The 22820-nt window shown below is 59.1% G+C and carries 12 protein-coding genes and 1 pseudogene; 8 read left to right on the forward strand and 5 right to left on the reverse strand.

The window, feature by feature from the left end; all coding sequences use genetic code 11:
• The first annotated feature begins 24 nt into the window (after positions 1 to 24).
• The 7 genes from EYC95_RS24970 (at position 25) to EYC95_RS25000 (ending at position 8339) form a co-directional block, all read left to right on the forward strand.
• Positions 25 to 1563, forward strand: coding sequence for a GMC family oxidoreductase (locus EYC95_RS24970; protein WP_131062691.1), 1539 nt, complete (start codon positions 25 to 27; stop codon positions 1561 to 1563).
• Between the two features lie 281 nt (positions 1564 to 1844).
• A complete protein-coding gene (locus tag EYC95_RS24975; RefSeq protein ID WP_131062692.1) occupies positions 1845 to 2774 on the forward strand; it encodes a LysR family transcriptional regulator in 930 nt (309 codons plus the stop codon).
• Positions 2775 to 2891: 117 nt separating this feature from the next.
• Positions 2892 to 4529 (forward strand): GMC family oxidoreductase, encoded by a 1638-nt coding sequence (locus tag EYC95_RS24980; RefSeq protein WP_131062693.1) that lies wholly within the window; start codon positions 2892 to 2894, stop codon positions 4527 to 4529.
• Between the two features lie 19 nt (positions 4530 to 4548).
• Positions 4549 to 6006 (forward strand): aldehyde dehydrogenase family protein, encoded by a 1458-nt coding sequence (locus EYC95_RS24985; RefSeq protein WP_131062694.1) that lies wholly within the window; start codon positions 4549 to 4551, stop codon positions 6004 to 6006.
• A gap of 104 nt (positions 6007 to 6110) precedes the next feature.
• Complete coding sequence (locus tag EYC95_RS24990; protein WP_131062695.1) at positions 6111 to 7040, forward strand: catalase family peroxidase; 930 nt, start codon at positions 6111 to 6113, stop codon at positions 7038 to 7040.
• Entirely contained in the window at positions 7037 to 7585 is a 549-nt protein-coding gene (locus EYC95_RS24995) for a hypothetical protein (RefSeq protein ID WP_131062696.1), read from the forward strand. Before EYC95_RS24990 ends, EYC95_RS24995 begins: the two co-directional genes overlap by 4 nt.
• 391 nt (positions 7586 to 7976) lie before the next feature.
• Entirely contained in the window at positions 7977 to 8339 is a 363-nt protein-coding gene (locus tag EYC95_RS25000) for a DUF6124 family protein (protein WP_131062697.1), read from the forward strand.
• Positions 8340 to 8822: 483 nt separating this feature from the next.
• Here the strand turns inward: EYC95_RS25000 and EYC95_RS25010 are convergent, their stop codons facing one another.
• From EYC95_RS25010 to EYC95_RS25030, 4 genes are all read right to left on the reverse strand, one after another.
• Positions 8823 to 9839 (reverse strand): AbrB family transcriptional regulator, encoded by a 1017-nt coding sequence (locus tag EYC95_RS25010; RefSeq protein ID WP_131062698.1) that lies wholly within the window; start codon positions 9837 to 9839, stop codon positions 8823 to 8825.
• Positions 9840 to 10078: 239 nt separating this feature from the next.
• Positions 10079 to 10804 carry a Crp/Fnr family transcriptional regulator gene (locus EYC95_RS25015; RefSeq protein WP_131062699.1) on the reverse strand — a complete coding sequence of 242 codons (726 nt, stop codon included), beginning with the start codon at positions 10802 to 10804 and terminating at the stop codon, positions 10079 to 10081.
• 76 nt (positions 10805 to 10880) lie between these two features.
• Positions 10881 to 19529 (reverse strand): GH36-type glycosyl hydrolase domain-containing protein, encoded by an 8649-nt coding sequence (locus tag EYC95_RS25020; protein WP_131062700.1) that lies wholly within the window; start codon positions 19527 to 19529, stop codon positions 10881 to 10883.
• Positions 19530 to 20074: 545 nt separating this feature from the next.
• Entirely contained in the window at positions 20075 to 20773 is a 699-nt protein-coding gene (locus EYC95_RS25030) for a TetR/AcrR family transcriptional regulator (RefSeq protein WP_131062701.1), read from the reverse strand.
• Between the two features lie 98 nt (positions 20774 to 20871).
• Here EYC95_RS25030 and EYC95_RS25035 point away from each other — a divergent pair, with 98 nt between their 5' ends.
• Positions 20872 to 21600 (forward strand): nitroreductase family protein, encoded by a 729-nt coding sequence (locus EYC95_RS25035; protein WP_131062702.1) that lies wholly within the window; start codon positions 20872 to 20874, stop codon positions 21598 to 21600.
• A 141-nt stretch (positions 21601 to 21741) separates the two neighbouring features.
• Here EYC95_RS25035 and EYC95_RS25040 read toward each other — a convergent pair.
• Positions 21742 to 22088: pseudogene (locus EYC95_RS25040) on the reverse strand (isochorismatase family protein); the annotation flags it as partial.
• Positions 22089 to 22820 lie beyond the last annotated feature (732 nt).

Here is a 22820-nt window from a genome sequence, read left to right on the forward strand (position 1 = left end):
CGCCGGATAAATAGGGATATGAAAATGATTGTGCACAGCAAGGTATTCGACTTCGTCATTCTGGGTGGCGGTTCTGCCGGTGCCGTATTGGCGGCGCGATTGTCGGAAGACCCCAAACTGAGTGTTCTGCTGGTTGAGGCGGGTCGAGCCTTCGACCCCGATGAATACCCGGTAGAGATCTACAACAGCAACATCATCGCCGCCAACACGGATCAGCGTTACGAGTGGGGCTATTTCGCGACGCCGGTCGAGCAACCGCAATCTGTCTACACCCCGCGTGGAAAAGTACTGGGCGGAAGCTCTGCCATCAATGGAGCCGTCGCCTGCCGTGCGTTGCCTTTTGACTTTGCGCGCTTCACTGCCAAAGGCCTGAAAGGCTGGAGCTTTGACGAGGTGCTGCCGTATTACAAAAAAATGGAGCGCACGGCCCACGGTGAAGACAAATGGCACGGCCGCAGCGGTCCGCTGCCTATTCATCAGATGTCACTGGATTACATCACCCCGGTCCAGCGCGCAATGGTCGAGGCGGCATGGGCGTGCGGCGCAAACAGAGTCGACGACTTCAATGACCCCGAGGCCAACAACGGCGCCGGCCCTAATCCAATGAACGTGATCAACGGCGTACGCGTTAACACCGGGATGGCCTACCTCACGCGTGAAGTGCGCGATCGCCAGAACCTGTCGATCCTCGATCAAAGCCTCGTAGACAAGGTGATGTTTGACGACCGCAAGGTCCAGTCAGTGCTGTTGGCGGGCGGTGAAAAAGTCCACGGCAAGGAAGTCATTTTGAGCGCTGGCGCCTATGGGTCTGCTGCCATTCTATTACGCTCAGGCATCGGTCCAAGGGCAGACCTTGAAGCGTTGGATATCCCCTTGGTAAAAGACGCGCCGGTCGGTGTTCGACTGCTCGATCATGCGTTCTTCTGGATGAACTTCAGTGGAGTAGAAGCGTTGAAGGGGCAAGATCATCCGGTGGTGGGGGCGCAGTTGTGGACTCATTCCTCCTACGCCAGTTCGGACAAAGAACTGGACATCGGCATTTCTCCCTCACACCTGCTCGATCCCGCCACCAGTCCAACCGGTGTCGCTTTTTCGCTGGGTCTGGAACTGATGCATTGCACGTCTCGCGGTCGCCTGCGTTTGAACAGTCGCGACCCCAAAGACGCACCTGTCATCGAACTCAATCACCTGACCAGTGAAGAGGACATGAACAGGATGATCGAGTGCTTCCGTCTGGCCCGGAAACTGGCCAACACCGAACCACTCAAGAGCCTGATCGTGGAAGAACTCTATCCAGGCGCAGCGACTGACGACAGCGATGAGCAAATCCGTGCGGTGCTGGCAAAAGGCGTGGGCACCTTGCAGCATCCTTGTTCGACGGCTCCGATGGGATTGCCGAACGACCCTGGTGCCGTGGTGGATGAGGAAGGGCGCGTTTACGGCATCGAAGGACTGCGCGTTATTGATGCGTCCATTTTCCCCGAGATCCCGCTGATCAACTTGAACCCGACCGTCATCATGACGGCGGAAAAGTTGGCCGATGCCATCAAAAAATTCCGCTGATTCACATAATAAAAACTTAGAGGAGGCATGCCCATCTGGAGGGCATGCCCTAATGCCAGTGAGTTAAGCCATATCGCGATCCGTAGCAGCTGGCGAAGCCTGCGTTCGGCTGCGCAGCAGTCGTGAAATCAGACGATGCGGTGTTTCAGGAATACCGCGAACTCAGGTTTTACGACTGCTTCGCAGCCGAACGCAGGCTTCGCCAGTTGCTACAAAAATTGCATTGCCGCACAAATATCTGCATCAGGGTATGCCCCTGATTTTCTCTGGATTACTAAAACTTGAACAAGCTGTCCGAGATGCATTCTTTCGTCATGGTGGTGGACACCGGCAGTATTTCCGAAGCCGCTCGGCGTTTGGGTATCGCTAAATCAATGGTCAGCTTGCGCATTCAGCAACTGGAAAAACGCCTGGGCAGCATCTTGCTGGAACGTGGTCGTCAGGCCCGGCTGACGGAGTCGGGCGATGTGTTTTACCGCTACTGCGTGCGAATTCTGGCCGACGTCGAAGATGCAGAAGACGCGGTGCTGGCGTTTCAATCGAGCTTGCGCGGCGTCTTGCGGCTGGCAGCGCCGATGGCTTTCAGCATTCGCTACTTGACGCCGATTCTGTCGTCCTTCGCGGTGCGTTACCCGGAGTTGCGGCTGGACATCGAGTTCGATGACCGCCACGTCAACCTGCACGAAGAGCGCTATGACGCGGCCATCCGCATCGGGGAGTTGCCTGACTCCTCGTTGGTCGCCAAGACCATTACGCCCAACCGTCACATCATCTGCGCGAGTCCAGATTACTTGGCCGCTCACGGCACACCGCAAACCCCACAAGAGTTGTCCCAGCATTTCGCCATGCTTTATGTGAATCGCGAGCCCCACGGCATGTGGACGCTGCCAGTGAACAACACCCTGGAATCGTTCCGTGTGCGCTGCCGGATGCGCACCAACAATGGCCATCAACTCATGGAAGCCGCCAAGGCTGGCATGGGCCTGGCGATACTGCCGACCTTCCTCGCGGCGCAGGCGATTGTGGCCGGTGAACTCAAAGAAGTGCTGGCACCTTATGCCCCTCGCGGCGGCAATATCTCGGCGGTCTACCGGCGATCCCAGCGCGCGTCGCCCAAGCTGCATGCGCTGACCAGCTTCCTGATCGAGCAGATCGGCAGCCCGCCAGTGTGGGAGCAAATGCTTTCGGCTCACACGCCGGCACCAAGTTGATTTCGTTCGAGAAAAACGAAACGTGGAATCGTTTTTCAGCGGCTTATGAGCCGGCGCTTCCTTCCATATGCTTTTCCCCAACAGACGCATCCTGGCGTCTGACAGGGAAGAAGACGGATGAAGAGTACCCTTAACAATCCTGCTCGCCGTGCGGTTCTGGCCGGCGGAGTTGTGGCCGCTGCGACGTTGGCGGCGGGCAGTGGTTTGGCGCAGGCGTTGGAATCAAGCGGTATGGCCGGCAAGCGCGCCGCTGACAGCGCACCGGTTGATGTGATCATTGTCGGTGGTGGTTCGGCCGGCGCAGTGCTGGCCCGTCGATTGAGCGAGAACACCACGCGTCAGGTGTTATTGCTTGAGGCCGGCCATAGCTACGGCCCGAAAAATTACCCCGAGATCGTTGCCAGCAGCGACATTGTCGGTGCCAATGCCAATCCTGAGTTCGAATGGGGTTACAAAACCCGACCGGGCTACATCGACCACCCCATCGGTGCCTTGCGCGGCAAGGTGCTGGGAGGCAGTTCGGCGATCAACGGAGCGGTGGCCATCCGCGCCCGTGCCACCGATTTCAAGCGGTGGGATCTGCCGGGCTGGAGCTATGAAGAGCTGCTGCCGTCGTTCAAAAAACTGGAAACCCACAGCGGCGGTGCGAGCCCGCTGCACGGCCACGAAGGGCCGCTGCCGGTGCATCAACTCGGCAAGGCCGATGTCACCCCGATGCAGCGCGCGTTCATCTACGCGACCTTCGCCAATGGCTACCGCGTAATCGAGGACTTCGACGGCGCTGACGCCCACGGCGTGGGCCCGTACCCGATGAACATCGTCAACGGCGTGCGGGTCAACACCGGCATGGCGTATCTCACCGAAGAGGTGCGTGCCCGCGACAATCTGCATATCCAAACCGACAGCCTGGTGGACAAAGTGCTGTTCGACGGGACGCGTGCGATCGGCGTGCAGTTGGCCAACGGTGAGAAGTTGTTGGCTGGCGAAGTGATCCTTTCGGCTGGCAGCTATGGCAGTGCCGCGATCCTGCTGCGCTCCGGCGTTGGGCCTGGCGAGGACCTGCATGCCTTGCAGATTCCACAAGTCGCCGAACTGGCGGTCGGGCAGCACCTGGTGGATCACCCGTTCTACTACAACGCCTATGCCGCCAGGCCTGACGCGATCGGCAGCCAGTCGCCCGCCATCGGCGCCAAACTCTGGACGCACAGCCGTTCTGCCGAGAATGGCGAGCTGGATCTGCACATCACCGCCACGCACTTGTTTCCTCATGATCAGAGCCCGACCGGCGTCGGCTTCGTGCTCGCGGTCGCCCTGACCCGACCACTGTCCCGGGGCAAGGTGACCCTGGCCAGTCGTGATCCTTTCGTGGCACCAAACATCGACCTGAATTTTCTTGCCGAGCCCAAGGACCGCCAGCGTCTGCTGGATGGCATCCGCCTGGCCCGCAAAATCGGAACCACGGGGCCGTTGAACACGTTGATCCATTCCGAGCTCAACCCCGGTCAAGGCAACGACTCGGACGAGGCTTTGCTGGCCAGCGTCAAAGCCAGTCTCGATACCTATCACCACCCGACCTCGACGGCGCCGATGGGCAAACCGGGGGATGCGCGGGCGGTGGTCGACCTGCAAGCGCGGGTCATCGGTGTGCAGGGGCTGCGCGTCGTGGACGCGTCGATCTTCCCCGACGTGCCCTCGGTCGCCACCAACATCACCGTGATTGCCACAGCCGAGCACATTGCCCGTCTCTATGCTTGACCCTCAGGAATCTGACGCTATGAACAGCACCCCGGTATTGAACTGGATCGACGGCCAATGGCTGGACTCCGGTGTTTACAAAGACTCCATCGACCCAGCGACCTACGAGCTGATTGGTCGATACGCCGAAGGCGGCTTGAACGAAGCGCAAGAAGGCATTGAGGCCGCGCAACGGGCGTTTGCCGAAACACCCTGGAAAGATGACCGCCACTTGCGCGCACAGGTATTGCTGGAACTGGCGGATGCCTTCGAACGCAACGCCGAAGAGCTGATCGATACCCTGGCGCTGGAGAACGGCAAGATCAGGCCCGAAGCCGCGTTCGAGGTCGGCATGGTGCCCTCCAAGTTGCGCTATTACGCAGCCCTCGCGCGTGCGGAATATGGGCGTGCGGCCGAGCCCAAACCCGGCAAGATTTCCCTGGTGATTCGTCAGGCGGTAGGCGTGGCGGGCATCATCGTGCCGTGGAACTCGCCAGTGGTGCTGATGATTCGTTCGCTGGCACCGGCGCTGGCGGCGGGTTGCACCACGGTTATCAAAATGCCCGGGCAGACAGCCCAGACCAACTGCCTGGTGGCGCGGATCATGAGCGAGGCGCTGTCGTTGCCGCGCGGCGTGATCAATCTGTTCAGCGAGCAGGGCGCGGCGGGCTCCATCCATCTGGTGGAATCGCCCCGGGTTCCAGTGATCAGTTTTACCGGCAGCACCAGCACCGGTCGGGCGATTTCAGCGGCGGGTGCCCAGCACCTCAAGCGTTTTGGCCTGGAGCTCGGTGGAAAAACGCCGATGCTGGTCTTTAACGACGCCGATCTGGAGGCCGCTGTGCCCACCCTGGTGAAAGCCCTGACGGTATTCGCCGGCCAGTTCTGCATGACCGGTTCGCGGCTGCTGGTGCAACGGGATATCGCCACTGCGTTGACCGAGCGCCTGGCCGCACGGCTGGAAGCGGTGCGCGTCGGACCCGCTGCGGACCCGGTCAGCGAGATGGGGCCGTTGATCGATAAGCCTAACGTGCAACGGGTCAATCAAATCGTGAAGGAGGCGATTACCGCCGGAGCCCAAGTCATCGTTCGCGGTGGTCCGGTGACCGAGGGGCCTTTGGCCAAGGGTGCGTTCTATCGCCCGACACTGCTGCGGGTCAGCGACCCCGAGATGGCCATCGTCCAGCGCGAGACCTTCGGCCCGGTGCTGACGCTGCAAGTCTTCGACAGCGAAGCCGAGGGCATCGAACTGGCCAACAACAGCGAGTTCGGTCTGGCGGCCAGTGTCTGGACCCGCGATGTCGACCGCGCGTTGCGGGTGGCTCGCGAACTGGAGGCGGGCACGGTGTGGGTCAATGACTGGGCCGTGGTGTATGACGAGTTTGAGGAGGGTGGTTTCAAACAGTCGGGGCAGGGGCGCCTCAACGGCGTGGCGGCCATGGATGACTTTGTCGAGTACAAACACATCGCCCTCAATCCCGGCCTGCGCCAAGGCTGAATCCGATGCGGCCAACCCGATTAGTGATCGGCGCGCTGTTGGCAGGGACGCTCACCGCGTCCTCTGCCTTTGCCGCCCACGAGAATAATGTGAGAAGTATCTCCATGTCCCAGGACAGACTTTACGACGCGTTACTTGACGCGCTTTCCGCGACGTTCGGCCATCACCCGGGCTTTCGCGCGACCCATGCCAAGGGTGTGTTGCTGAGCGGAACCTTTATGGCTTCGCCATCAGCCCCGGTATTAAGTCGGGCGGCCCATTTGCAGGGTCAGCCGGTGCCGGTGTTGCTGAGGTTCTCCAACTTCAGCGGCGTGCCTGCCACCGAGGACGGCGACCCGATGGCCAGTCCTCGTGGAATGGCCGTTCGTTTCACCCTGCCGGACGGCGTCTCCACGGATATTGTGACCCACTCGTTCGACGGCTTTCCGGTGGCCACGCCCGAAGACTTCCTGAGTTTTCTGCAAGGCATCGCAGCCAATGTCGCCACGCCGCCGGATCCACTGCCGCTGCAAACCTTTCTGGCCAGCCATCCCAGAGCCGAGCATTTCCTCCAGACACCCAAACCCGCGCCGAGCAGTTACGCCAGTAGCGAGTACTTTGGCATCAATGCCCTGGTGTTCACCAACCGTCAGGGAGAAGAGCACATCGGTCGCTATCGGATTGAACCGTTGCGGGCAGAGCCTGCATTGAGCGAGCAGCAAGCCGCCGCGATGCCTACCGATTATTTGCAGGATGAAATCGGTGAACGATTGGGCAGGGGATCTGTGAAGTTGCGTCTGGTGGTGCAACTGGCGGCGCAAGAGGATGCCATCGAAGACGGTTCGATCCCTTGGTCGCGCAGCCACGATGAAGTCGAGCTGGGGATACTGACCCTCGATGCGCTTGTCCCGGTCGAGGAACAACAACTCGCCCAGCAACGCCTGGATTTCAATCCCGGGCGCTTGCCCGACGGCATTGCACCCAGTATCGACCCGATGATTCTGGCGCGCGAACGTATCTACCAGCGGGCGATGCTCAGGCGGCAGCAACCATGAGCGCTGACGCCGAGATTGGCGTCAGCGTGATTGTGCATGAGGTCAATCCACAGCATCAGGCGTCGTATGAGCAATGGATGAACAAGGCCATCGACGCTCACCGGCAGTTTCCGGGTTACCTGGCGACGGATGTGGTCAAGCCTGTTGGCTCGCACCTGCGCTACGCGATCATCTTGCGGTTTGTCAGCAAGGGGCATGTCGTGGCGTGGCTGGAATCCCAAGTGCGTCATACGTTGTTGGGGGAGTCTTTGCCCTGGTTGCGGCAGGATTATCACCGTACAGACGATGATTCGAAATTCTGGTTTGAGCCGGTGCAGGGGCGGGTAGCTGTTGCGCGATGGAAGCAATGGGTACTGTCGTGGATGATCGTTTTGCCGTTGACGGTGTTTTTGCCTTGGGGGTTGGCGGTGGTGCTTGAACTGGCTGATCTGCGATTGTCGACCTGGTTGTTCAAGGTTACGGTCGCGGGGTTGGTGTCGTTCAATATGGTGTATTGGTTGATGCCGTTGACGACCCGCTTGATGTCGCGGTGGTTGTTGAAATGACACTCTCAATTTGTATCGCCTACAGCCTGTTTAAACAGAAAAATCAGACATGTTTAAATGAAGCTTGCTGTTACTGCATCAAGGCTACAACGCCTTGCGCCACCCCCTACACGTAAGACAGAATCCGCCGGCTTGTGCGTCTGGGGCACGGGTTTTATCGTTGCTGGGTCACTGAAAAACAGTGATCGGGTTTGGTAGCCCGGTATTCCAGACGCATAGCGCCACCTTTTGCAGAGGTTGTTTTAATCTCTGTTTTTATGGTGGCCATGCGCAGGGCTCCCTCGGGGGCGCCGGGTTCCTGGACCGGTCTACCAACCCGCGTATGGCCGCCACCCCTCGTTTGGTAGCGAAGGGTGATGGCTCCTCATTAGTTCTTCCAGGAGTTTCATCTATGTTCAAGCCAACGCCGAATCCACCGGATACCGATCCGGCATCCCCCTACGAATCCCTCGATTCCAAAAAACTCCACGACGCCGCCGAACGCGCCCTCGACCACTACCTCAACCCGGGCGCTCACATCATGGCCAGCACCCACGAACCCGAACCCATGTTCCTCGCCAACCCCAAGTACGACACCGAATCCCTGCTGACCAACGCCAGCGAATCACTGGGTTCGGCCACCACCATGCTCAACAATTTTGCGGCATTGCTGGACAACTCACACCGCAAGACCCTGCTGGGGATTACCCAAGTGGTGATGCTGGGAGAACTGGCGGTGAATCAGGCGTTGGATAACGTCGAGCCGAAAGCGTAAATCACCAACCCTGTGGCGAGGGGGCTATGTGGCGAGGGGGCTTGCCCCCGTTGGAGTGCGGAGCACTCCCAAAAATCTTCATTAGGTGCCGAGATTTTGGGGCTGCTACGCAACCCAACGGGGGCAAGCCCCCTCGCCACATAGCGCTGCTCGACAGCTGCTACACGATCAACGTTCTGATCCGTATTTTCCTTCGCCATCTGCATCTGTAATGCACCCAGTCAGCGGCTCACAATGACAGCACGGTCCGCAATCGCACAGTCACTGCACCGTAAACTCATTATGTAGGAGGCCCTATGGGCAAGATGGCAATTTTCCTGGGTGGATTTCTGGTGTTAACCATTTTGATTGGTGCCCTGGCCACGATCTCTCCCGTTTAGTCCCTTCCTCCCGTCAGCAAAAAGCACAACGCCTCCATATCGGGAGGCGTTGCGAGTTTGCGCGCAAGAAACTCGTTCAGTGCCGATCTACCGTTCTAAGCAATCACTCTGCCCGCCAGCGCCGCGCCTGGACGATCAGCGCCGGTGCAAAGTGCAGCACGACCATCCGCACCAGGTGATGCGTCAGGATGAACACCACGTTCAGCCCGCCACTGAACGCGACGATGGCGATGGTTTCGATAGCGCCCGGCATGTACGCCAGCCACAACGACAAGGGATCGCTGCCCAGCGCCCGCCCGGCCACGCCGGCAAACGCCGCTGCGATCACCAGCATCAGGCCGACGGCGATCAGCCCGGCGCGGCCATGGCGGGCAAGTTCGGCAAAGGTGATGTCCTTGAATTTCGAGCCAATCAGCACGCCGATGACAACGGAGGCGGAATCGACACTCCACTGCGGCAGGTGGAACGCCTGGAGGTAGCCCAGCTTTATATAGGCGCCGGTGAGGACGATCGCGGTGAGCATGAACGGTGCCGGCACGCCGACGCTCAACAGCAAGCGGCCGAGCAGCAGGCACATGGCGATCAGCGACAGCAAGGTCAGCGCCGTGCTCAAGTCCAGCGGGCTGCTCTGCACAAGCGCCACGTCGACATGCCCGGGAATGCAAAAACTGACCAGCAAGGTGATCGACAACAGTCGGACCAGGTGCACGACGATCACTTTGCCGGACGCGCGTTCGGACTCGATCAAGTCGAAGACGGCGGCGAGTGCGCCGGGATACACGGATAACAGGGAGTCTTTGAGGTTCCATCCCGAGACTCTGAACAACCAGAAACCGGCCACGCTGCTCTGGACCGTCAGGCACAGCAGCATGAAACCGAGGCTGGGCAACATGGCCGCCACTGTGTGGTTGTTCCAGGAGGTGAACATCAGACCGGTCGCAATCCCCAACACGATTTGCACGTAGCCAAGACCGAAGGGCAGAGTGGGGGAAAATCGCAGGTTGCTGGCGATCAACGCGCTCGCGAGTATCGAGCCCAGCAACAGACCGTGGGGGATTCCGGCGTACTGCAGCGCGGCGCCAACGCCGGTGGCGATCAGCAAACACAATAGGGTTTTCATGAGTCTTCCTTGATGCGTGAAGTAAGCCAGCGCTTCCATTTGGGCCACGCACGTTTTCCCACTTAACGGCGTGAGGCGTCAAGTACGCGCGTCTCAGCGCTTTAAAACGCGATCTCTATCGTGTTGGGTCGAGACTCAAATGAATCGGGGCAGGAGAACCAATGTAGCGGGACCAATATCCGCTCGCTGACAGGTTTAAGGGACAGCCGGTATTGCCGCCGGCAATCAATTCGAACGCATCACTCCTCCTGACGACGGGTGTAACGCAACAGCCGATCGGTTTCGGTCTTGACCACCAGGTAGCATTCGCAGCTGAGCTGTTCAAGGCGCGTTCTGTCCAGGACCGTGATCTGGCCCCGGCTGTACTCGATGACGCCTTGACGTTGCAGTTTGCCGGCCGCTTCAGTGACGCCTTCGCGGCGCACGCCCAGCATGTTGGCGATCAACTCCTGGGTCATGTTCAGGCGATTGCCATGCAGGCGATCCAGCGACAACAACAGCCATCGACACAATTGCTGATCGATTGAGTGGTGGCGATTACAAAGGGCGGTCTGTGACATCTGGGTGATCAGCGCCTGGGTGTAACGCAGCATCAGCATGAGCAGATCACCATGACGGTTGAACTCTTTCTTGAGCTTTTGCCCAGGCAGGCAAAATGCAGTACCTGCACTCTGCACCACCGCCCGACTGGAGGTGCTTTCCCCGCCCATGAACAGCGCAATGCCGATCAAACCCTCGTTTCCGACCACGGCGATTTCGGCTGACGAGCCGTTTTCCGTGACATGAAGCAGGGACACGATGGCGTCGGTCGGAAAGTAGACGTGCCGCAAGGTGTCGCCCGGTTCATACAGCACATCGCCCAGCGTCAGGCTGACTTGCTCCAGATGCGGAACAAGGCGCTGGAGGTCTACGGCCGGTAGCGCAGCAAGCAGATGATTGTCGCTTGGTTCGTGGGAGGCATGCATGGCAGAGCATCCGTGTCGGAGCAGGGGTGTGCCGGCTCAGGTTACTCCCATGCACGCCAAGGTTGGTGATCAATGTCTACTCATCGGCGGCACGCTCGTATTCCAGCGCCTGAGGCCTGGGTGATCGGGCGCGGCAATCCACCCGAACCCAACGCTCCAGGCCGTCGTCATCCAGTGTCAGCGTAGCGTCACGCAATGGCTGGCCGTCGAGGGTCATGGAGGTGAAGGTCGAACTGCCCTGACGCACATCAAAATGGTAGAGGGTTTTGCCGAAGCGGTAGTGCAAGGTAAAGCCCGGCCAATCGACGGGTATCAGCGGTTCGATTCTAAGCGTGCGGCCGCTGCGTTGTACGCCCAGCAATGACTCGACTATCAGCCGGTACATCCAGCCGGCAGAACCGGTGTACCAGGTCCAGCCACCACGCCCGGCATGGGGAGCGGCGCCGTAGACATCCGCGGCCATGACATAGGGCTCAACCTTATAGGTGTCGATTTGAGCATTGTTGGCAGGGTCGGCGGGGTTGATCAGGTTCAACAGTTCCCACGCTTTGCCGGCTTCACCCAACTGCGCAAACGCCATGCCCGCCCAAACGGCAGCATGGGTGTACTGACCTCCGTTCTCGCGCACGCCAGGCACGTAGCCCTTGATATAGCCCGGGTCCAGGGCGCCCTTGTCAAACGGAGGATCAAGCAGCAACACGGCGCGGATGTCACGTTTGATCAGATGCTCATCCAAAGACTGCATGGCCTGGATCTGGCGCACCGCAGAGCCGGCCCCTGACAGCACTGACCAGCTTTGAGCAATGGAATCGATACGACATTCTTCATTGCTCGCCGAGCCGAGCAGTTGCCCGTCATCGAACCAGGCACGGCGATACCAGGCGCCGTCCCAGGCGCTTTGTTCGAGGTTGCGTTGCAGTGTCACCGCGCCGTCGCTGCAACGCTTGGCAAATTCGTGATCACCGTGCAGGCGGGCGGTCACCGCGAATTGCTCCAACACCTGGTAGCTGAAGAAACCCAGCCAGACACTTTCACCTGCACCCAGATGGCCGACGCGATTCATGCCGTCGTTCCAGTCACCGGAGCCCATCAGCGGCAGTCCGTGATCGCCGCGACGCAGGCTATGTTCGATGGCACGCACGCAGTGTCGATACAGGGACTCTCGCAGGTGCGACACCCCGGGGAGGTCATAGTAGGACTCTTCGCCGGCCCCGAGTTGACGTCCTTCCAGGTACCCGGCGGTCTCTTCCAGTACACCCACGTCTGCGGTCATTTCAACATAGCGGTTGGTGGCGGCCACCAGCCATAAAAAGTCATCGGAGCAGGCAGTGCGAACCCCTCGATTCATCGGCGGGTGCCACCAGTGTTGCACGTCGCCTTCCACATATTGATGGCCGGCGCACAGCAACAGATGCGCCCGCATGGCTGCCGGATCGGCATGGATCATCGCCATGCTGTCCTGCAACTGATCGCGAAAACCGATGGCGCCCCCTGACTGGTAGTAGCCGCTTCGGGCCTGGAAACGGCAGGCGATGACCTGATACATCAACCAACCGTTGATCATGACATCAACCGCAGGCGCGCACGTTTCTATACGAATAGCCCCGAGCAATGAGCGCCAGTGTTCCCGTACTTTCTGCAGCTCCGCTGCGGCCGCCAGTCTGCCCCGATAGCGTTGCACCAGCTGGGTAGCGGAGTTGCTGGAAGAGGCAGCCCCCAGGCGCAAGATGACTTCCTTGCTGTCGCCATCGTTGAGGTCAACCGACACTTGCAGGGCGGCACAAGGGTCCACACCGCCCCCCATGCGCCCGGACAACCCGGCGTGCTGCATCGCCGCCGGTGAGGCGAGGGTGCCACTGCGGCCAATGAATTCGGTACGGTCACCGCTGACACCGTGATCGACGGTGTCGGTGTCAAAGAACGCCACCCGCTCGGAGAACTCCACCGAGTAAGCGTTGCGGGCGAAGAAGGCTCCGCTGGCGGGATCCGATTGGGTGACCACATGCATCGCCGACTTGCTGCGCAGATCGCCCAGTACCCATTCCACATACCCAGTGACTGACAATGATCGGCTGCGTCCCGAGCGGTTGCTCAGCAACAGCCGCGAGAACTTGATCGGCGCATCCAGCGCCACATAGATCCACAGCTCGCTGTAAATGCCATCTTCTTCATGTTCGAACACGCTGTAACCGAAACCGTGACGGGTCCGGTACGGGCCTTGTCCGGGGCAGGGTTGAGGCGCTGCAGACCAGAAGTGCCCGGTCTCTTCATCACGCAGGTAAATGGCTTCGCCGCTGCGATCGGTGACCGGGTCGTTGTGCCAGGGAGTCAGGCGAAATTCGTGGGCGTTTTCGGCCCAGGTATAGGCACTGCCGGCTTCCGAGACCACCGTGCCCAGGTGTGCATTGGCAATCACGTTAACCCAGGGCGCGGGTGTCGGATGGGTCGCCAGCCCGTCGATGATGTACTCACTGCCATCGTCGCTGAAGCCGCCGTATGCGTTGCTCAGCAGCAGCGAGGGAGGGCTAGGTGGTACCGATGCCGACCGAGCCTGATAATTGCGGGTCGCAACAAACGACGCGTGCACCGGCAATACTTTGCGGCGGTGAATCTGTTCGGCAAGGCTGCCCAGATCTTCGCTCAGCACCAGCCTGGCAACCGAGAGGAACAGCACGCGATCTTCATTCGACATCTGCTGCGCGGGGCGCACAAAGATCCCGCCCGGGCGATCCAGCAGAGTGGCTTCACTGCCTGAGGTGATAAGGCCCATGATCGCGTCTTGCAGTTGCTGGCGATAACCCGCCTGATCTTCGTTCCAGATCAGCAAATCGACCACCAGGCCTTTTTGTCGCCAGTAGGCGTGGGCCTGAATCAGCTGCTGCACCAAGGCGATGTTGTCCAGGCTTTGGACCTGCAGCAAAACAATGGGCAGGTCGCCGGAAATGGCCTGACCCCAGAGTCCCGGCTGATTGCGGCGATTGGTAATCAGCACCGCATTGTCGGTGCGCATCGAGGCGTTCGCATACAGCAACGACGAGGCCATCTGCTCGAACAGACGGGCGTCGGACAACGAGGCATTGAGCTGACGCAGAAGCACCTGGCTATGGGTCCAGGACAGGTCGAACACCCGGTCAGCGAGGTGGCGGTCGCGGTATTTGTTGATGAGATAGAGGCAGCCGTCACGGTTGTCGGCTACGCCGGTGACCAAGTCGATAGTGGCCTGCTGGCCGGGTTGCAGGGTAATCCTGCAGCGAATCGCGACCACCGGATCGAGCACAGGGCCTGCACTTCCTGATAAGCGCTGACAATTGGCATCAAGGGCGGCAGGTGACACAAGGCTGCGTCCTCGGCCGATGAACCGGGCGCGATCGGTTTCGTACGAGATCGCATCAATGTCCACCCCGTGTGCCGCCAGCAAATGGCACATCCACGGCGTTGGTTCATCGCTGGCGCGGGGGCGGCGGCTGCACACAATGGCCTGAAGCGCAGGCAGTAATTCGGTCTGCACAAACAGCTTGCTGAATGCCGGGTGCATCGCGTCGCTGGCTGGGGATGTCAGCACGACTTCGGCGTAGGTGGTGATCTCCAGTGTTTTGGCCGATGAGGCTAGGTTTGTGACATGCAGGCGGCGCAGTTCGATGTCGTCTTCAGGTGAGACAACAATCTCCAGATGCGTGTCGAAATCCAGGTTGCGCGCACGGAACTCTGCACGGGAATCGCAGAAGATTGCCTCATGGCTCTCAGGTTTATGCAACGTCGGTTGATGCGCCGCCGACCAGACCGTGTTGGTCTGGACATCGCGCAGGTAGCAGAACATCCCCCAATTGTCTTGTGAGGTGTCCTCCTGCCAACGGGTGACGGCCATTTCATTGTGCCGGCTATATCCACCGCCGCCGCTGGTCAGCATGACGTGGTAGCGACCGTTGGAGAGTAATTGCACGGCCGGACGTTTGCGTCCTGGATCAGTGAACACCCGAAGCCCGGTGTCCTTGCTTTGGCCAACATCGCCGAGTACGGGCGACTGTGTGGTTTGCAGGTACGGCGCGGCGGCTTTTGGTACGCGCTCCTGTAGCAGCAGCAGGGCTGATCGCAACGCCGGGTCGGCCTCGAATCGCCGTTGCATGGGTTGATCGAGCAGTCGGCTGGTCAAGGCCAGCAAGCTCATGCCCTGGTGGTGAGCCATGAACGACCGAACTACGGTGAAGTGTTGGCCGCGCGGTAAGCGGGCCTCGGTGTAATCTACTGCTTCATACAGACCGAAACGTCCAGAGGAGCCCTGGGCAAGGCGTTGCAGGTTTTTGCAGGCCGCATCGGCATCGACCATCAACGCCAGGGCGCTGGCGTAGGGCGCTATCACGACGTCATTGCTCAACCCGCGCTGGAGCCCCAGGGCCTGAACGCCGAAGGCGCGGTATTGATAATTGAAGTGCGCGTCGACGGTGGAGTAACCCGATTCCGAAACGCCCCAGGGAATGCCCAGTCTGTTGCCATGTTCGATCTGTACCGACACGGCGGCGCGGCAAGTCTGGTCCAGCAGGCTGCCCTCAAAGTTGCGCATCACCAGCATTGGCATCAGGTATTCGAACATCGAGCCCGACCAGGACAGCAACGTTGGTACGCCAGCGTTTTCACTCAGCAGCCTTCCCAAGGTGAACCAGGCACGTTGGGGGATTTGTCCTTGAGCGATGGCCACGTAATTGGTCAGCCGCACCTCGGACGCCAGCAGGTCGTAGTAACCGGTGTCGAGCCTGCGCTCCTCGGCGTTGTAACCGATGACAAACAGGTCACGCTGGTTGTCGTAAAGCAACGAGAAATCCATCTGCGCCAACGACGTCGCTAATAGCGCCAGACGCTCCAGGGTCTCCAGACGCTTCCCGGCGTCACTGCGCACCCGCTCGATTTGAGGATGATGGTCGACGGTCCAGTCGGCGGGGTTCAGACCTGCCAACTGGCGCAAGGTGCATGGCGACTCAGCCGTGACCAGGCGGGCAGGGAGTTGATAGCGCTGCAGTTCTTCTGTCCAGTCGATGCATTGACGGGCAAACGCTTCTCGCCAGTAGAGGCTTTCCTTGTCGGTGTCCGCTAGCTTGCTTGTGATCGTGATGTGAGCCGTTTGTAGCAGGTCTGCCAGCGCCTCGGTGGTCGCCGCTTGCGAGGCATGTTCAAGGCCTTCACTCAATTGGTTCAGGGCGTTTTCATCCGCGCCCGCGGCGCGCTGGGAGTCTGCAAGGATATCCAGGGTATCGCGCAGGCCCTTGATCACGGTAGGGCCGAACATTGGGGCGTCCGCAAGTTGCGCAATGCCGGTGCTCAAGGTCAGCAGCAGTCCCGCCAAGTTCCCGCTGTCGACGGTGGAGACGTAATGCGGACGCAACGGCTCGAGGGTCTGCGTGTCGTACCAGTTATAGAAGTGCTGCCGATAACGCTCCAGTCCGTCCATGCTGTCCAACGACGCCGCAAGCCGGGACAGCAGCCGTTCGGTACTCAAGTAGCCGAAATCGTGAGCGGCCAGGTGGGCGAGCAGGGACATGCCCATATTGGTCGGCGAGGTGCGGTGGGCAATGGCAGGCCTGGGTTCTTCCTGCACGTTGTCCGGCGGCAGCCAGTGATTCTGAGGCCCGACGTATTGATCGAAGAATGCCCAGGTCTTGCGCGCCAGCACTCGCAGGAAGCGCAAATCCGCCGTCGACGGTGCGAACTCCGACTGCCTGGGTGCCGAACTGAGCCACCAAGCGATCCAGGGGCCCGCTAGCCACGACAACAGCAGCGGACTGGCGATGGCCAGCGTCTGCGGATCCTTCGCCAGCAGGGCCAGTGAGATCAGGGCCGACACCGGCGCGATCCCCATCTGGCGATAGAGGCCAAGCAGCTGATTATCGGTGGTGCGCTCCACCTCGCGCGAGGGCTGCCATTGCAAAAGCCGGCGCCTGCTGAAGCCGATTCGCCAGAGCGAGCGCAGGATTGCATCGGCGCTGTAGAACATCTCGAAAGGCAGCCAGGCGAGCGTCAGACACGCCCGGGCCAGATCCTGTGCCAGATCACCCAGCTGCGCCCTGAGGTATTGTCCGTAGGGCACATCGGCGGGAGGCTGCATCAGATCGGTCACCGCGCGAAGCAACGGTTGAATCACCATCAAACCGATGACTGTCAGGGTCCAGTTCAATGGCTGACTGCTGGCAAACCACCCCCATGCAAACATCAGCAACAGCGCTAGCGGTTCCAGGCTGCGTCGCAGATTGTCCAGAATCTTCCAGCGTGCCATGACGCTCAGTCTGTTGCGCACCCATTTGCCATCGGCGTTGCGCGCCCAAGGTAGTGTCCACGGCAGCAGTTGCCAGTCACCGCGGACCCAGCGATGCCGTCGTTTGACATCGGCACCATAGCGCGAGGGGTATTGCTCGTAGACCTGCACGTCGCTGAGCAGGCCGGATCGTGCATAACAACCTTCGATCAGGTCGTGGCTGAGAATCTGGTTATCCGGCAAGCAACCTTCCAGAGCGCAGGTGAACGCGTCCACGTCGTAGATGCCCTTGCCGATGAAGGAGCCTTGCTGGAACAGGTCCTGGTAAACGTCCGATACCGACCGAGTGTAGGGATCGACGCCGGCATCACTGCCAAACAGGCGGGCGTAGATCGACCGCGTGGCGCTGGTCAGGCTGATGCCCACTCGCGGTTGCAACACCGCGTACCCGGAAATGATTTGCTCGCCCGCACTGTCGAACAACGGACGATTCAACGGGTGCATCATGGCCTCCACGCATTGGCGAGCGACATCGCGCGGCAGCAGGGTGTCGGTGTCCAGCGTGATCACATAACGCACCCCTCGCAATGGTGTGATGTCGCCGACGATGGCGTTGAAACGATCCAGTCCATTGCCGCGCAACAGGGCGTTGAGTTCAATCAGCTTGCCGCGTTTGCGCTCGTGACCCATCCATACGCGTTCGCTCGCGTTCCAGCGACGCGGCCGATGCAACAGAAAGAATCGGTCGCTGAGTCCGTCCGCGTATTTTCGGTTGAGCAGGGTGATTGCACGGCGGGCCCGTGTCAGCAACTCGGCGTCTTGCGGCTGTGACTCTTCAGTCGCATCCAGAAAATCGCTGAGCAACGCGAAATACAGGTTGCTGTCGCGGTTGGCGAGAAACCGCACTTCAAGACCTTCCACCAATTCGTCCACATCTGTCGGGCTGGCGATAAGCGTCGGGATCACTACAAGGCTTCGCGCCTCATCGGGAATACCGTTGGCGAAATCCATTTTCGGCAGAGTTGTCGGCAACATACTGAAAGTCACCAGCCAATTGATCAGGCTGATCGCCAGTCGGCTGGTCATGATCAGGCATGGAATCGCCATCATCAGAAGCGCTGAATCGGGCAGCCCGTCGCGCTGCGCAGAGGCCAGTAGAGGCCAGGCGAAGATGAGCGTCAGAAAAGCCACAGGCGCCAGATAAAACATCAATGGTGACTGCTGCAATAACCGTTTCCAGCGCTCATGAAGCGGTACCCGGGCGTTGAGCCGTCGCTCCAGCGTCGGCAACCCTGCGCTAATCAAGTAATACCCGACATGGCGGGCCAGCAACTCGCAAGAGACTGAGGCGGTTCCGGTTGCAGCGAGATTGATCGCGGCGCGGGCGACCTGGATTTCCGAGTGCTGGGGGCTTCTTCGAGCAAGGCGTTCAATGACATGCCGGTAGCTGTCACGGGTTTTGAAATCCATCGCCCGGTAGATCGCCGCCGGGTCTTCATTGAGAATCTGTTCGACATGACTCATCGACTCGACGAACTCGCGCCAGTCAGTGGCGGACAAGAGGCGCAAGCTGCCGATGCTGTTGCCGATGGACACCTGATCCGCCGCCTGTTGTTGCGCATCGAGCTGCACCTGACGTTCGATGCTGGAGCCTGTCTCACTCAGCATCTGCTCGATCCAGTTCAGCGCCAGAGCCAGGGCTGCGTTCTGGCCCTGCAGGCTGCGGGTGAATTCGGCGACAAAGGCGGGGGTCATCGGCGGTGCGGAGCGGGCCATGTCGGCAACGGTCAGCACCACGTTTTTGATGTCTCGTTCTGAGGTTTCGATCAAGCGCTCGGCCCAGTCATCAGCCAGATTGCGATCATCGGCGTTGGCCATCACCCGCGAGGCCACTCGCCGCAGGTTTTCGATCAGCGCCAGACGCAGCATGATCGGTATCGCCCACAGTTCGCCCAGCGCAAGGGGCATCACTGTCTGATAGGAAAGAATGAAGCGGCTCAGACTTTCCTCATCGACTCGACCGTCACCATGGGAGATGGTCTCCAGAGCGATGTCATAGACTCGAGGAAGCCCCGCAGACGGGCCGTTGATCAGGCGTGGCAACTCACGGCTATAGCCTTTGGGCAGGTGCGTTCTGGCGGTGCGGATGTGGTCCTCGACCAGATAGTAATTGTCCAGCAGCCATTCCGCTGCCGGAGTCACGCGTCGGCTGGACAGTTGCGCGTTGGACAGCGCCGTGCAGCTGCGCTTGAGCAGCTCCTCGTTATCATCGAGCCTGTGCAGCATCGAATCCCGTGCGGACAGCGTGGTCAGGCGATGCTGCCCGGCCAGGGCGATGCCGTGACTGGCCATCTGGTCGGCGCTGAATAGCTCCGAGCGCAATATGGGCTCGTATTCGAATCGGGGTCGGGGAAACTGTCGGCTTCGCCAAAAGCCGGACGAGCGGGAAAATACCTTCTGTATGCGTGTCCATATGCTGTTCATAAGGTCTTGAGCCTGAAAACGCATTGCATTTGCGTGCGTTTTGATAGGTGCGCCAACGCAGTGCGCCAGCCCCGAGCAGCGCCTGGTGGACGTAGCTTTTCAGCTTCAGTGTGGAGACTTGGAGGGCTGTTCGTCTGTTCGCTGGCGAACATAGCCGGCGCTCTTTGGATGCAGTCAAGTTAAATTGAACGCGTGAGCGCTGTTGATATCTACTTCCTACGACAACCGGGGGGAGCATGATGAAAGAGGCGCGAAGAAGGCTGGCCCTAACAACCTGGCAAGAGCTCTTTACACTCTCCGAAAACCGCATCGATGCAGAGGACAGGTACGACAGGCTATTGAGGTCTGCTGACGACATGGAGTGCGAGGGCCTGATTACCAGTACCGAGTGGCGCAAACTCGTTCAACAAGCTGGAACGTTATTCGCAAGTAACGCAGAGTGCATGCGCGAGGCACGGGCGAGACAAAATCGGCACGTTGCCATTCAATGGTGGGCTCCGGCGAAAGTAGCGCGCTTCTAGTCGAAACCGCTTTGTCGATAACGTTTATGTCTCAGGCCTGGAGGCAAGCGTTGGGCGTGCACTGGCGTCAGTCTGCGACCTCACAGGTGTGTGCGTTTCATCTTGCAGCTGACTCCGGCATAGATAGTTCTCCAGCAGGATCACCACCTCAGTAACAAAACCTGGATGCCCAAGCAGTTTTGGCTGGTCAGCAGTCACGGTGTGGATGATTGCATGCGCTGCAATGCTCATCAGATAGATCGACAGATCAGGATCAGGCACGTGACTCATAAACGGTTTTAGTACATCCGAGAACTGTCTGCGAAGCTGATCATTGTCCTCCGGCAGGTGTCGTACCGTGCGCGGCAACTCTTCGTGAATGGCTTTGTGTACCGCTGGCGCAACGCGGTGTTCATTGACGATCATCTCGACAATAAGCGTCAGCGCGCCTCGAAGAGAGGGCTGGTGCGGCAAGACCTCTAACGCCTCTAACAGATCTGCACGCGTTGCCACGGCGTGACGCCGCTGTAACTCGGCAATCACCACCTCCTTGTTCGGGAAGAACTGGTACAGCGAACCAATATTGACGCCGGCACGCTCGGCAATTGCGTTTGTTGTCAGACCCTCCCAGCCAACCTTGGTCAAAATGCAAGTCGCCGCTTGAATAATCGCATCGACCGTGGCACGAGAACGCGCTTGGGAGGGGATTTTCCTGGGGTTGACGGTCGATCGGCTTTTGCTCACGGAAGGCCCCAGAACATGAGTTTTTACAATATAAGCTTTAACTTACGATTTGAGGGGTGAAAACACAACGCGCCTTCTGTCCTTGAGATATTTGAACGATGAACACACAAGACTTCGTACGTCCTTGGGACGCCTTCCAGGCTGCGAATCGTTTTCGCAGAACGATTCGCAAATTCAACTCCGTTCCCATCCCAGAGGATGAGGTTCATGCGCTGCTCGCTGAAGCGGCTTTTGCACCCTCAAGCGGGGATATGCAGCCTTATGAGCTGCACTGGATTCGAGCCCCGGCCTTGAAAGCCAGTATCGCAACGGCCTGCAACGGACAGAAAGCAGCCGCATCAGCAGCAGACTTTATTGTCGTTGTGGCCAATCCCGCGTTAGGACTACGTACAGCCCGAGCGCAACTCGCGCATGTTGAAAGCTCCCTTACGCTGGAACAAGACTCAAAAGCTTATTACCGAAAACAAGTTGGGATGTTTCAAAAAATCCTTGGAGTAGGTTCTTCCGCACTGTGGTCACCGCTTGTTCTCCTTGCGGCACTGATTCGGCCCACTTTGTCCCTGATTCCCATCGGTCATATCGGCGGTCGGCAGTGGGCCGCGCGCAATGCCATCTTCGCTGCGCAGACACTGATGCTTGCGGCGGCAGCGAAAGGCATCGACTCCTGTCCCATGGAAGGTTTTTCTGCCTCTCAGGTTGCCAGGCTCCTGAGACTTCCGCGGGGATCTGTTATTCCGCTCGTTATTGCGCTTGGTTATCGCGCCGATGATGCAAGGATTGAGGAGCGGTGGCGCTATCCGGTAATGGACATGGTTATTTCACACTGAAAGAAAACTTTTTCGATAGTAGTCGGGCCGACTCGATTGCGTTTCTTGCCTAATTAAAAATATTCAAAATTCGATTGAGGCTCACCTTTACGCCATGCCAATAGCCCGCTAAAGCGGGCTTTGGTTTTTGCGAGTAAGGCTTTAAGCCTGGCGCGCAGTAAATACCGAGTAGCTGATCATCAGGTTCCGGTAGTTCGGAATGCGCTGGGACAGCAGATTGCCCAAGCCTTCAATGTCGTTGCGCCAGTCGCCCTGCAACTCGCAGGCTACCGAGAACCAGTTCATCATTTGCGCACCCGCTTGCGTCATGCGGGTCCACGCAACCTGTTGCACGTGGTGTTGAAAGTGCCGGAAGAGTCCGTGACCACGAACACCTCAAACCCCTCGGCCAGGGCCGACAGCGTCGGAAAGGTTACGCAAACGTCGGTCACGACGCCGGCGATGATCAGCTGTTTGCGACCGGTCGCCTTGATCGCTTTGACGAAGTCGAATCCACTCACATGCACTGCTGATCGAACTGGATGCTGCCACCATGGGCATCATGACGCTGGTTTCATCCCGCTGTGTTTCCGGGCCCGACTGGGACGACGCGACTATCTTCCTCGACATGGTAATGAAACACCGTGCCTGCGCCGGATAACCCGTGGGCGTTGTCCGCTACCGTAAATCGGCGGTTGTTCAAACGCTCGCTGATTTGAGAAAAGGGGATTTCCATAGATGTGACTCCTTTCAGCGTCTGTTTCTGGGCGGCTAGCGATTCTTCGTGGGACGCTGTTTTCTAGCCAGAGCTGACGGTGGCGACTGGCAGACAGCGTCCACGAATCAAGGGGTGCTTCAGTGACGATGTGGTCTGGGTTCTCTACTGCCTTATATGCTTTGTACGGACCTTGGATGTTTTCATAGTGGCAACCTGGGTTCTTTGGTAAGGAAAAGAATTTTTAGACGGGGGTTGACCACGTATTTTGATCGTGTATTATTCGCCTCCCGCTGACGAGTAGCTTGATGCTGACTTCAGCTTAAGTGATTGATTTTGATAATGAAATCATGAGCTTTTAAGGGTTGCAGTTTGAGAGAGCGTGCTGTAGAGTGCGCTCCTCGGTTGAGACGAAAGATCTTAACCAACCGCTCTTTAACAACTGAATCAAGCAATTCGTGTGGGTGCTTGTGGAGTCAGACTGATAGTCAACAAGATTATCAGCATCACAAGTTACTCCGCGAGA

Origin of the sequence: Pseudomonas sp. BGI-2 (genome assembly GCF_004310295.1) — a bacterium.
Taxonomy (GTDB): domain Bacteria; phylum Pseudomonadota; class Gammaproteobacteria; order Pseudomonadales; family Pseudomonadaceae; genus Aquipseudomonas.